12 protein-coding genes are annotated in these 12076 nt (G+C 38.9%); 7 read left to right on the top strand and 5 right to left on the bottom strand.

The genetic code is table 11. The annotated features are described in order from the left end of the window. Positions 1–25: 25 nt before the first annotated feature. From F0161_RS02745 to F0161_RS02725, 5 genes are all read left to right on the top strand, one after another. On the top strand, positions 26–937 hold the full coding sequence (locus F0161_RS02745) for a proline-specific peptidase family protein (RefSeq protein WP_150203650.1): 912 nt from the start codon (positions 26–28) through the stop codon (positions 935–937). A gap of 220 nt (positions 938–1157) precedes the next feature. Then, a complete protein-coding gene (locus tag F0161_RS02740; protein ID WP_137601721.1) occupies positions 1158–1691 on the top strand; it encodes a TetR/AcrR family transcriptional regulator in 534 nt (177 codons plus the stop codon). A gap of 41 nt (positions 1692–1732) precedes the next feature. Beyond that, on the top strand, positions 1733–4195 hold the full coding sequence (locus F0161_RS02735; protein ID WP_150204620.1) for a YhgE/Pip domain-containing protein: 2463 nt from the start codon (positions 1733–1735) through the stop codon (positions 4193–4195). Between the two features lie 142 nt (positions 4196–4337). After that, positions 4338–4964 (top strand): HAD family hydrolase, encoded by a 627-nt coding sequence (locus F0161_RS02730; RefSeq protein WP_150203649.1) that lies wholly within the window; start codon positions 4338–4340, stop codon positions 4962–4964. A gap of 90 nt (positions 4965–5054) precedes the next feature. Beyond that, complete coding sequence (locus F0161_RS02725) at positions 5055–6044, top strand: multidrug resistance efflux transporter family protein (RefSeq protein WP_225423180.1); 990 nt, start codon at positions 5055–5057, stop codon at positions 6042–6044. A gap of 75 nt (positions 6045–6119) precedes the next feature. On the opposite strand, the gene F0161_RS02720 is transcribed toward F0161_RS02725, so the two are convergent. Continuing rightward, positions 6120–6449 (bottom strand): hypothetical protein, encoded by a 330-nt coding sequence (locus tag F0161_RS02720; RefSeq protein ID WP_137601719.1) that lies wholly within the window; start codon positions 6447–6449, stop codon positions 6120–6122. Positions 6450–6477: 28 nt separating this feature from the next. After that, positions 6478–8022 carry an ABC-F family ATP-binding cassette domain-containing protein gene (locus F0161_RS02715; protein ID WP_150203648.1) on the bottom strand — a complete coding sequence of 515 codons (1545 nt, stop codon included), beginning with the start codon at positions 8020–8022 and terminating at the stop codon, positions 6478–6480. Between the two features lie 127 nt (positions 8023–8149). Between F0161_RS02715 and F0161_RS02710 the strand changes: the two genes are divergently transcribed. After that, positions 8150–8599, top strand: coding sequence for a GNAT family N-acetyltransferase (locus F0161_RS02710; protein WP_190318898.1), 450 nt, complete (start codon positions 8150–8152; stop codon positions 8597–8599). Between the two features lie 29 nt (positions 8600–8628). Next, positions 8629–9009, top strand: a complete 381-nt coding sequence (locus F0161_RS02705; RefSeq protein WP_137601716.1) for a VOC family protein — start codon at positions 8629–8631, stop codon at positions 9007–9009. 203 nt (positions 9010–9212) lie between these two features. On the opposite strand, the gene F0161_RS02700 is transcribed toward F0161_RS02705, so the two are convergent. The 3 genes from F0161_RS02700 to F0161_RS02690 all read right to left on the bottom strand — a co-directional run bounded on the left by F0161_RS02700 (position 9213) and on the right by F0161_RS02690 (position 11944). After that, positions 9213–10433 carry an MFS transporter gene (locus F0161_RS02700; RefSeq protein WP_150203646.1) on the bottom strand — a complete coding sequence of 407 codons (1221 nt, stop codon included), beginning with the start codon at positions 10431–10433 and terminating at the stop codon, positions 9213–9215. Positions 10434–10498: 65 nt separating this feature from the next. Then, positions 10499–11476, bottom strand: a complete 978-nt coding sequence (locus F0161_RS02695; protein WP_150203645.1) for a bile acid:sodium symporter family protein — start codon at positions 11474–11476, stop codon at positions 10499–10501. A 129-nt stretch (positions 11477–11605) separates the two neighbouring features. Then, a complete protein-coding gene (locus F0161_RS02690; protein ID WP_150203644.1) occupies positions 11606–11944 on the bottom strand; it encodes a metal-sulfur cluster assembly factor in 339 nt (112 codons plus the stop codon). Positions 11945–12076: the final 132 nt, after the last annotated feature.

Here is a 12076-nt window from a genome sequence, read left to right as displayed (position 1 = left end):
TCAATATTAGGAAAAGGTGATTAATATGAAACAAGGAACCACAATCATTACATTAAATAACGGCTACCATTTATGGACTAATACTCAAGGCACTGGTGATATTCATCTGCTTGCTTTGCATGGTGGGCCCGGTGGCACACATGAATACTGGGAAGACACAGCCAAACAGTTAAAAGCTCAAGGTTTGAACGTAACAGTTCACACCTATGATCAACTTGGTTCATTTTATTCAGATCAACCAGATTACTCAGATCCGAAAATTGCTGAAAAATATCTCACTTACGATTATTTCTTGGATGAAGTTGAAGAAGTTCGGACTAAGTTAGGTATCGACCATTTTTACTTGATTGGTCAAAGCTGGGGCGGCGCTTTAGTTCAAATGTATGCTTTGAAGTACGGTGAACATTTGAAAGGTGCCATCATTTCATCAATGACTGATAATATCGATGAATACGTGGTTAACATCAACAAAGTTCGTGAAGAAGCTCTACCTGAAGAAGCTATTACTTACATGAAAGAATGCGAAGCTAAAAATGATTACGACAACGACCGTTATCAAGGGTATGTCGATATTTTAAATGAAGGCTACGTTGACCGTAAGCAACCCGCTGCTATTTCTCACTTATCAAGTACGATGGCCACTGACGTTTACGGCGTCTTCCAAGGCGATAACGAATTCGTTGTGACTGGTAAGTTAAAGGAATGGGACGTTCGTGATCAAATTAAGAATATTTCAATGCCAACCCTTGTGACTTTTGGTGAACATGAAACAATGCCATTGGCCACTGCCAAACGGATGGCTGAACAAATCCCTCACGCTCGCCTTGCAACCACACCAAATGGTGGTCACCATCATATGATTGATAACGCACCTGTTTACTACGATCATTTGGCAACCTTCATTCGCGATGTGGAATCAGATAACTTTGATGATTAATCTTATTTTCAAGAAAAAATCACGAAATTAATTTGAACTCTTCACAGAAGAATCTCAATTTTGGGATTCTTTTTTTGTGTTTTTTAAGACATTTTGCGATAATTGTCTTAATTTGAGACATTAGTTTTACTTTGAACCTTTTGTTTTAGAATTAGACAGTATATAGTATTCCATGTTGTTTTAGTTCTATTCATTGGTATTGGTCTTATGGAGGAGAAAAATGAAAGCGAACAGAACTACTAGAGATTTCGAAAACGCTTTGTGGGAAATTCTTGCGACAACCCCGTTTGCGGAGGTAACTGTTGATCAGATTTGTTGTGTGGCATTGATGCATCGCAGCAGTTTCTATCGTTATTTTGATGATAAGGTCGATTTATTAAAACAAACTTTATCAACGATGTTACGTAGAAACATCAGTGAAAGCCACAACCCTGACTTAGTAGATCAGATTGTCAGCTTTATCATTGATAATCGGGCCGTCTTCAGAAATATCTCCATCATCGGTGGCAATAATAGTATTAATCTAGACTTATTAACTCTAATCGGTAAAATCATCCTGGAACGACCGGATTCAGGGACTAACAATCTGATTGATTTATTACATCGCAGCAAGAATCCAGACATGATGTCGTACATCTTAGCTGGAGCGTTGACCGGAGTTTTTGTTTATTGCGACGAATATAATTACGACATTCCACGTAAGGAAGTTGTGCAATTATTTAACAGCGTGATTCAACACTTAACAACTAATTAATTTCATTAGAATTTGGCATGGAGGAATGTTTTATGTGGGAAATGATTAAAAATGAATGGAAATTTATTGGTAAGAACCGGCTGATTGCTTTGTCAGTCTTTGCCATCTGTTTCATTCCATTGTTGTATAGTGTGTTCTTCCTAAAATCAGTTTGGGATCCATACGGAGATACACAAAATTTACCAATCGCGGTGGTCAATCAGGATCAAGGCGTGACGTATGCGGGTAAAAAATTACATGTCGGTGCTGATACCGAAGCAAAATTGAAAAAGAATCATTCTCTAGGATGGGACTTCGTATCTGCTAAAAAAGCTCACGAAGGATTAAAAGACCGCAAGTATTATACGGTTGTGACTATTCCAAAGAACTTTTCTAAGAATGCCGCCAGTGTATTAGATTCACATCCAAAGAAAATGAATTTGAAGTATGAAACTAACGATTCACTAAACTACATTGGTGAAGTTATGAGTAGCGTCGGGATGACTACTCTTGATAAATCGATTCGCACCGCTGTCACTAATGCCTATGCCAGCACCATGCTTGGCGAAGTGAAGACACTGGGTAAAGGACTCAAATCTGCTTCAACGGGTGCCGTGCAACTTGATGATGGACTAGTCACCATGACTGATGGTGTTAAACAATATACAGTTGCCGTTTCAACCGTCAATGATGGTGTCCAAACTCTGAAAACATCTGTTTCTGCCTTACCTTCAGCTGCTTCACAATTGTCGACCGGATCAAACACCTTAGCTTCTGGAATCAGCCAATATACGGCTGGTGTTTCATCAGCGAATACGGGTGCAGGCCAATTAGCTGCTGGTACTAATACCTTGAACAGTTCCGTTTCAAGTTCAATGGGAGCACTGACCAATTCAAGTTTGTTTAGTATGTTGAATGGTCTCAATGTTTCTGATATTTCTCAAAAAGCAGCTAATGTGTCAAGCACACTCAATAACTCTAGTACGACTGATGCATTAAATACGCTAACAAGTAGTGATACTCAAACTGCTTTCAGCAAATTATCTGGTTTAGCATCTAGCATGTCGACAATGCAGACTGAATTGTCAGCTGTCAACACTGCATTGACGCAATATCTCACGAAAATTGGTAGCAACTCAACTACCTCAGCAAAAGATGCCACAACAGTATTACAAGATTCTTCTAATACGCTAAGCACAACCTCTCAAGCTAAACTGGCTGAAATTATCAGTTTACAAAAAGATAATGGTACTCAAATAGAATCAACTCAAAAAACATTAACTGCACTCAGTACTAAATTGACAGGTGTCACAGATACGGTTAATTCTATCGCACCACAATTAACTAAAGTTCAGGCATTGCAAAGTCAACTTCCCCAATTGGAATCAACTTTGACTGACGCAAAATCATTGATGAATGATGTAACCCCAATTATGTCAGCCCTCAACGATCCATCAACACAAGCCACCCTCAATAGCTTGCCTGGTCAAATTTCGACACTTGAATCTGGCATTAGTCAATTAAATAATGGTGCTCAAACATTGTACGCCGGTACAACAACCTTGAATAACAATTCAAGTGCGTTAAACTCTGGTGCTAATACTTTGTCAACAGCACTTGGTCAATTGAATACACAAGTACCAACACTGGTCTCAGGTGTGAACCAATTAGCTGATGGTACAAGTACCTTGAATGGTAAATCTGCTGAACTTGTTAGTGGTGCGGATAAGCTTAGTTCTGGTTCTGGTACTCTAGCGAAAGCTCTTAAGTCTGGTAGCAAAACAGTTAACGGTATTCATACCTCAAAGAATACTGCTAAAATGTTCGCTGACCCAACGAAACTTTCACATAAGAAATATAGTACTGTTCCTAACTATGGTCATGCTTTGGCTCCTTATGTACTGTCAGTGGCCTTGTATGTTGGCGCAATTGTCTTCAACTTTGCCTTCCCAATTCGGAAAGTTTCAATGCGTGGCAAGTCTTCAACTGCTTGGTTCATGAGTAAAGTCACTGTCGGTGCCTTTGTCGCCATTGCTTCAGCAGTAATTGAATCTGGCCTGATTATCGCATTTGGACTACAAGTCGATCATATTGGAACATTCTTCTTGACAACAACGATATTCTCGCTGACGTCGATGTATCTAGTCATGTTCCTTGCGATGGCATTTGATAACCCAGGTCGTTTGATTTCAATGGTTATCTTGATGTTACAACTTGGTGGTTCAGGTGGTACCTTCCCAATGGAAGTCACGAATTCATTCTTTAACGCAATTCATCCATACCTTCCAATGACCTACTCGATTCTCGGCTTACGCCAAGCAATCACATCTGGCCTTGGAAATGGAGTTGTGACACATTCAATTCTCGTCTTAATCTTAATCGCTGCGATTTCACTCGCACTTCTCTGGCTATCAATGTTCCTACTTCAACAAAAGTGGCATGCAATGGCTTGGAAAGATGATAAAGATCCAGAAGGTTCTTCTGCCTTGGATGATAATCAAAAATTACAAGATATTGAAAAATAATTTTCATTAAATTAAGGTACATCTCATCCCCGAGATGTACCTTTTTTGTCTAGTTATTATACTAGATAAGCATTGTAACCGGTTGCTGATTACGCTAATTCTGGTATCATAGAAGTAATCAATACTGACAGGAGAACCTTACATGAAAAACTTTATTTTTGATTTAGATGGCACTTTAATTGACACAATGGATATGTACTTATTACCATTACAATCTGTTTTAGCTAAGCATGGTTATAACATCACTCATGAAGAAACTAAACCACTCTTTGGGATTACCGCTGCGGACGCACTCGGACAAATTGGTGTCCCTGAAGCAGATCGACAAGCGATTGAAGATGAATGGTACAAAGTAGTCTACGCACAAAATGCGACTATCAATACTTTTGATGGTGTTGATGACACTTTGGCTCAACTCAACGATGCAGATGGGGTTAAGTTGATTGTCGCTACCTCTAAAGTTCGGGACGAATATGAAGCAGAATTCATTCCAAAATTTGAAATTGCTAAATACTTCAGTGGTGCAGTCACTGCCTCTGACACGAAAAACCATAAACCTGCTCCAGATCCAATTCTCGCAGGGATTAAAGAAGGTAACGGTATTGCTGAAGATTCCGTTTACGTCGGTGATACAATTAATGATATGAGAGCTGCCCATGCCGCTGGAATTAAATTTGCCGGTGCAATGTGGGGTGCTGCAATGCCAGAACGATTAGCTGATGCTGATTACAAACTCACACACCCCTCTGACTTACTAAAATTACTATAATTCTTTACAAAAATAACTTTCTTACCCGTTTTTATTTGGATAAGAAGGTTTTTTTAATTGTCTTTGCTTGTCGATATTGAGACTGCTAAGATGATTTACATACATATAAATTTGAAAGCCGGTGAACTGATGCGGACTAAAAGTTACACTGCAATTATTATTGGGATTATTTCCGCATTCTTCTTCTCACTTACTTTCGTACTAAATGAGGTGATGGCGAATAGTCACGGTTACTGGCTTTGGACTGCCTCTCTGCGTTACTTATGGACCTTGCCCATGATGTTAATCGTCATGTGGCTCCCACTGACTCATAGTTCCTTCAAAAAAGTTTTTAAATCTATTAGCGCCCACAAATGGTCTTGGTTGATTTGGAGTCAATTTTGTTTCGTCCTCTTCTATGCTCCATTGTGCTTAGCCAGTCTCTATTTACCAGGATGGCTAGTCTCCAGCACTTGGCAGCTTACCATCATTTGTGGCGTCTTACTGACTCCGCTGGTCAAAGTCCCCATTATCGATAATTCAGTCGTTAAATATCAACGTTTAAAGATTCCCTATCGTTCACTCCCTTGGACCGTACTAATCTTGTCAGGCGTGTTATTAACGGTCATCAATTACTCACAACAGCTGAATGGAATTGCGCATTTAGGTTTAAGTTTGATTAGTCTATTAATTGCCGCCATTTCATATCCCCTAGGCAATCGGAAAGTAATGGCTGCTAGTCCTGAAGTAAATGGTGTCGAAAAAGTTTTCGGAATGCTGATTTGTTCATATCCAACCTGGATTATTCTGGCCATCATCAGTTATTTCAAAGCTGGTGCCCCCACTGTTGGCATGCTAGAAAATACCTTCAGTGTGGCTCTATCATCTGGAGTCGTAGCTACCGTACTATTTTTCCAAGCCACTTCAATGGTTGCCAAACACATGCCGAGCCTGGCCAAAGTCGAAGCCACACAATCCATGGAGGTCGTTTTTTCGGTCCTCCTTAGTGTATTGTTCTTAGGGCACGCAATCCCAGGTGGATGGCAATTAGCCGGTTTGATTATCATGGTGATTGGGATCATTGGAATTAGTTTGCGATAATGATACTCAATATTTTTACATATAGATAGCAAACGAGGATTACCGCAATTGCGATAATCCTCGTCTTTATTGTCTTTAAAAAACAATTTTAAGTATCATTAAAATTAATAAAACTACACTAATCACTGTCAGTGCAACAATTTGTTGCCATTCATTGACATAGATAAATGGAGAATCAACAGTTCCGGCTTTTTTACGGCTGGCTTTATCAATAGCAATCATCACTTCGCCAATCCAAATCACCACTATTGGAGCAATAATTATTTCAATGCCACTCCCATAAGCGTCAAATTTACCAGAACTATTAAAGTGCGACGCTATCGTATTATCACGTACGACTAGTCCTGAACAGATAATCAAAAGAATTCCCTCAATGCTTCGCACAATTGATATAAACTTTTTCATATTTCCCTCCGCCAGTCATACTGAGGCACTATTTCTTCAGGCTTAACGCTTCAACGTTCAATATCTTGTCGGCTAACCCGTCATAAAAGCCTTCTTCATGGCTAACTAAGATCAAATTACCGCGGAACGTTTTTAACGCACGTTTTAAGCCGTCTTTAGTTTCATCATCAAGATGATTCGTTGGTTCATCCATAATTAAGAAATTACTTGGGGTCAATTCCAAAATTGCTAACTTAACCTTAGTTTGTTCTCCACCAGAAAGCAAATTCATTGGCTTCATCGTATTAGCTGAGTTGATTCCTGCTCGCGCTAACCGCGTCCGAATCGTCTTGGGTAACATTGTAGGATACATTTCTTGAATCGTTTCTAGTGGCGTTAATTCATCATTTTCCCAATCTAAATCTTGGTTAAAATAATTCACGATTGCTGAAGGAGAAAACTCAGCTGAGCCACCTTTAGCTTCAATTTCACCCAAAATTGATTTAATCAACGTTGACTTACCAACCCCATTAAATCCTTTAAAGACCAATTTTTCACCACTACTCATCGAAAATGTGACGGGCGCCAAGAGCGGTTTGTTATAGCCGACTGAAAGATTTTCAACCCGTAAAGCATTTTGGGAACCGGTATCTTCATATGGAAATTTGAAACTGGCCACCAAATTATCTGAAGGTGGATCAATCCGTTCCATCCGCGCCAACATTTTCTCACGAGACTTAGCCATCGTTGATTTTGAACCAGCTTTATTCTTTTTAATGAATTTTTCTGCTTTTTCAATTTCAACTTGTTGCTTTTCGTATTCTTTTAACTGAACTTCTTTTCGTTCTTCTTTTTGACGCATCGCTTTCTTAAAACTACCACGATACTTCGTAATTTTACCAAACGACACATCACAAATACAATTAGTAACCTGTTCCAGAAAATCATAATCATGGGAGATAATCATTGCTGCACCGGTAAAACTATTCAGATAATCAATTAGCCATTCAATGTGGGTAGTATCTAAATAGTTGGTTGGTTCGTCCAGTAAGATAACATCGGGACTTTCAAGGAGCAGTTTAGCCAAAATAATTTTCGAACGTTGGCCCCCACTCATTTCAGATACAACGTGATCCAAACCAATTGAATCCAAACCAAGACCAGAGATAACTCTATCAACTTCTGTTTCGATATCATAGAAGTTACGTGCATCTAATTGTTCTTGAAAACGACCTGCACGGGTTAAAAGCTTTTCATCTAAGGCTTCTGCATATTCGGCATAGGCCTGATTCATTTGATCATTAATCTCAAATAAATCATTGAAAGCTGTATGCAAAAATTGTTGTAACGTTGACCCAGCTTCGATATCAGCATATTGATCCAAATAACCAATTTTCGTATGATTTTGCCATTTAATACTACCTTCAACGGCCAAAATCTTTCCCGTAATGATTTTAATTAACGTACTTTTACCAGCTCCATTTTGACCAACAATTCCCATGTGGTCCGACTGGTTTAGTTGAAAACTAGCGTCATCATATAATTTTTTATCTGCAAAACTCATACTCAAGTCTTGCACTTCTAATAAACTCATCTCTAATATTACCTTTCATTCTACGTGTACAATCAAAATTCAATTGTACTCTTGTCGCCATTGATTTTCAAAGTTACAATAAATGAATACTCTCTTACGTACAAATAATTCATTGTTAGGAAAAATTATGATTACAAAACTGGACAATCCGTCTATTGAACAACTCAATAAAATTTTAGATATTTGGCTCAATGTGAACATTGAAGCACACCATTTTGTCGATGAACAATACTGGCGTGATAATTACGAAGATGTGCAAAAATCACTGCCTGATGCAGAGTTATATGTTGCCATTGAAAATGATGAAATCGTGGCGTTTTTAGGCTTATCGGACTCTTACATTGCTGGCCTGTTTGTCAGAAATGATTATCGCCACCAAGGTATCGGTGGTGCACTACTTGAAACCGTCAAACAAACGAATTCGTCTTTGAAATTATCGGTGTATGAAAAAAATGTCGCCGCTGTTAACTTTTATATTACGAACGGATTCATCGCTCAAGCTACAGATGTCGATTTAAAAACTAATGAAGTTGAATTTTTAATGGTTTGGCATCAACAAAACCACGCCACAATTTAACGACGAACAATAATAAGGAGTTTTACCCAATGAAAATTAGAGATATTGACCACGTAACGATGTACGTCAACGATTTAGACCGTACTATTCGCTTTTATCACGAAACTTTTGACATGCCGGTTTTACACCAAGATGACACCCATGCATTAATGCTATGTGGTAAGCAAGCATTAGACTTTAAGCTAATAACTGAAAATCAGTCGTTAGAAGCCAAACAAAAAGCAGCCGGATCAGCTGCCTTTTGCTTTATTGTTAAAGAACAATTATCAGATGTAGAAAACCATCTACGAAGTTATTATATTCCTATCCTTGATGGACCTAGTGAACATCAAGGTGCCCACAGTCAATTAACTTCGTTATTTATTAATGATCCAGATGGCAATTTACTTGAAATTGCTGTTGAAGCATAAACTTGAGCGCGTCGGTAAGTAATTTACTTATCCGGCGCTTTTTTGTTTTGAAATGAAAACCGTGGTGATTCGCACCCTAAATTTAATCAGGCTCATCCCCACTACATTCTCCGTCTAACTTTGACCACCTTGATAAGTAGCCCACTTATCTTCGTGCTCATTCGTTATACTCAAATGCAGCCCGTGGTGATTCGCACCATATTTTATGCTTCCACTTTTTTCTGTTGTTTCTTACCTTGCCAAATGGCTTTGGCAATTGGAAAGAGGAAGATGAAATTGAAGATTTCCATGATAGCAGTCATCATAAAGACGTTTTGATAAGCAAAAATGCTGGCGACGACTGAACCTAACATGGGACCCACAACACTTCCCATTGCTTGAAACGATTGATTACAACTGAAAATTCGACCGAATGCCTGCTTTGGTACATAACCGACCATCAACGATTGAACAGCTGGCAATAAGGCAGCGTCTGAAATACCTAAGACTGCTCGCCAAACACCTAACTGATAGACGTTGGTTACAAAACTCATTGCCGAAAAGGTCATTACCGCTAAGATTAAGCCACCAGTCAAGATTTTCTCCGGACCATATTTGTCACTCAAAGATCCCAAAAATGGTGCAGTGAATAACGTGACAATACCTGGTAACGACGAAATAATCCCACTAACCAATGCCACTCTACCGCCATGATGCAATAAGTCACTCACTAATAGACTTAAGATTGGTGTGACCGACATGTTGGCTGCTTGAATCACCAATGTAGTAATAAACAACCCCCAAATCAACTTGGGGTATTTCATTTCGTGAAAAACTTGTTTCATTGGCATCATTTCTTCACGTTTAATTGGCGTAAATTCTTCATGAACGAAGAACAAAGTTACAAAGAAAACAACAGCCATCATGGCCCCAACTACATAAAATGAAGTTCGATAACCATATGCCTCGGCTAATACCCCACCAATTAACGGTCCTAATAACGTGCCCACCACGTTCCCTGTTGCCAGAGTTCCCATTGCTTTACCGTTAACTTCCATTGGTGCACTAGCTGCGACAATTGCATTTGCATTATTGATATATCCTGAAAATAGCCCTTGAATTGCACGTAAAACAATCAAACTACCGACCCCTGGAACAAATCCACAGGCAGTAATGGTGATTGTCATTCCTAATGAAGATCTTAAACACATTAATTTTCGGCCGTATTGATCAGCTAATTTACCCCAATAAGGAGAAATAATTGCTTTGGCCAGGAACGTGATTGAAAATGCGACCCCACTTAAAATATTCAATGTCCATGTGTCAAAATGGCCAAGTGATTTCACAAATAATGGCATGAATGGCATCGTCATCGAAAAACCCATCCCGGTCATAAAATTACCAAACCACAGGACATATAAATTATGTTTCCAATTTGATTGCATTCAATCCCTCCCTCGTTTGAAAAATAAAAAGGTCCCCAACTGGGCACCTTTTTATTTCACAAGAATTATCCTTGAACTGCACCTGTAACAGGTGTGGTTTCTTTTTCAGCTTTAGATTCAGTATGTCTTCTCCAGTAAGTTGAAAGAACTGAACCAGAGATATTGTGCCAGATACTAAAAATAGTTGAAGGAATTGCAGCTGCTGGTGCGAAGTAAGCCATCGCTAACGTTGCTCCTAAACTTGAATCTTGCATCCCCACTTCAAAAGTAATTGCCTTGCGTTGTGGATCACGTAAACGCATGAGCTTTGAAAAGCCAAATCCTAATGCATATCCAGATAAATTATGGAGGACAACAACAGGAATTACGATTGCTGTAGCAGCAGTAAACAAGTTAGCATGGTTAGCGGAAATAACAGCTCCAATGATTAACAGAATTGCAACTTGTGAAACTAAAGGTAAAGCCAACGTCACCTTATCAATTTGTTTTTTAAATAAGGTATGAACAACCATCCCTAAAACAAGTGGAATCAACACAATTTCAACGGTACTTAAGAACAGGGACTGTGTTGGAATTGAAACAAACTTGTGTGCAAATAAAACTAATAAACTTGGTAAGGCAATTGGTGCTAATAAGGTTGATAGTGTTTCAATCGAAACATCTAACGCCACGTCCCCACCAGCTAAATAAGCCATTACACTTGATGAAGTTCCTGATGGACATGAGCCAACTAAAATTACTCCGGCAGCGATGGCGCCATCAAGATGAAAAATCAAAGTGAGTAACCAAGCTAGGGTTGGCATAATCACATAATGAGCAACTGTTCCTGCAAACACGGGAACTGGATGTTGCGCAATTCGTTTGAAATCTTCACCCGTTAAAGTGAGACCCATTCCGAATAAGATAATTCCTAATAAATACTTGGTGTTTGGAACTACCCAAGCACTTGTAACTGGCACAAAGTAATTAAATGCAGCCCATAAAATAACTAAGACTGTAAACCATTTCCCCACAAATTTACCTAAATCTTCGACATTTTTCATGTGAATTTCCCCTTAATATGTATCGAAAACGAGCGTATTCATTTTCGTTTATTCTTTACTATGTTATATGTGAACGTATTTTAATCATCAATCAGATTCGAATTCTACTCCTAAAATATCTTGTCTTGATTATATATGATAGCCTGTCACCATTCGTGCATATCGACTCATCTTGGCTGGTGTCCAAGCTGGCTCCCAAACTAAATCAATTTTGACTTCTTTAACCTCCGCCACATTATTTTCTAATGCCGCTTGGATTAAATTTGCTAGAACATCTGAAATGGGACATCCCATGGTGGTTAGCGTCATTGTGACTGTCACTACCCCGTCCGTCATGCTTAGCCCATAAATCAATCCTAGACTTACTAAGTCTACCCCCAATTCAGGATCGATTACTTTTTCCATTTCGGTTAGCATTCGATCTTGTAAATCACTAACTGAATCAGTTGTTTGCGGTTCGTTTGTCATAATCGCACCAACTTTCTTAAAATGTGAACTTTATAAAAATGTTTTTACGGCAAATTTGGTTGGTTATACACTCTGATTAGCCGAAAACGCGCTCCACCATCCAATCGGCTTGATATAAGTCCTTTAGCTAAT

The sequence above is a fragment of the Paucilactobacillus nenjiangensis genome (assembly GCF_008632615.1).
Taxonomy (GTDB): Bacteria; Bacillota; Bacilli; order Lactobacillales; family Lactobacillaceae; genus Paucilactobacillus; species Paucilactobacillus nenjiangensis.
The sequence above is the reverse complement of the archived record's forward strand: the minus strand, read 5'-3'. Positions and strand labels throughout refer to the sequence as shown.

What these genes read in the sequence shown, in the direction of transcription:
- F0161_RS02745 (WP_150203650.1), top strand. Translation starts at nt 26, where the DNA reads ATGAAACAAGGAACCACAATCATTACATTAAATAACGGCTACCATTTA.
- F0161_RS02740 (WP_137601721.1), top strand. Translation starts at nt 1,158, where the DNA reads ATGAAAGCGAACAGAACTACTAGAGATTTCGAAAACGCTTTGTGGGAA.
- F0161_RS02735 (WP_150204620.1), top strand. Translation starts at nt 1,733, where the DNA reads ATGATTAAAAATGAATGGAAATTTATTGGTAAGAACCGGCTGATTGCT.
- F0161_RS02730 (WP_150203649.1), top strand. Translation starts at nt 4,338, where the DNA reads ATGAAAAACTTTATTTTTGATTTAGATGGCACTTTAATTGACACAATG.
- F0161_RS02725 (WP_225423180.1), top strand. Translation starts at nt 5,055, where the DNA reads ATGATTTACATACATATAAATTTGAAAGCCGGTGAACTGATGCGGACT.
- F0161_RS02720 (WP_137601719.1), bottom strand. Translation starts at nt 6,449, where the DNA reads ATGAAAAAGTTTATATCAATTGTGCGAAGCATTGAGGGAATTCTTTTG.
- F0161_RS02715 (WP_150203648.1), bottom strand. Translation starts at nt 8,022, where the DNA reads ATGAGTTTATTAGAAGTGCAAGACTTGAGTATGAGTTTTGCAGATAAA.
- F0161_RS02710 (WP_190318898.1), top strand. Translation starts at nt 8,150, where the DNA reads ATGATTACAAAACTGGACAATCCGTCTATTGAACAACTCAATAAAATT.
- F0161_RS02705 (WP_137601716.1), top strand. Translation starts at nt 8,629, where the DNA reads ATGAAAATTAGAGATATTGACCACGTAACGATGTACGTCAACGATTTA.
- F0161_RS02700 (WP_150203646.1), bottom strand. Translation starts at nt 10,433, where the DNA reads ATGCAATCAAATTGGAAACATAATTTATATGTCCTGTGGTTTGGTAAT.
- F0161_RS02695 (WP_150203645.1), bottom strand. Translation starts at nt 11,476, where the DNA reads ATGAAAAATGTCGAAGATTTAGGTAAATTTGTGGGGAAATGGTTTACA.
- F0161_RS02690 (WP_150203644.1), bottom strand. Translation starts at nt 11,944, where the DNA reads ATGACAAACGAACCGCAAACAACTGATTCAGTTAGTGATTTACAAGAT.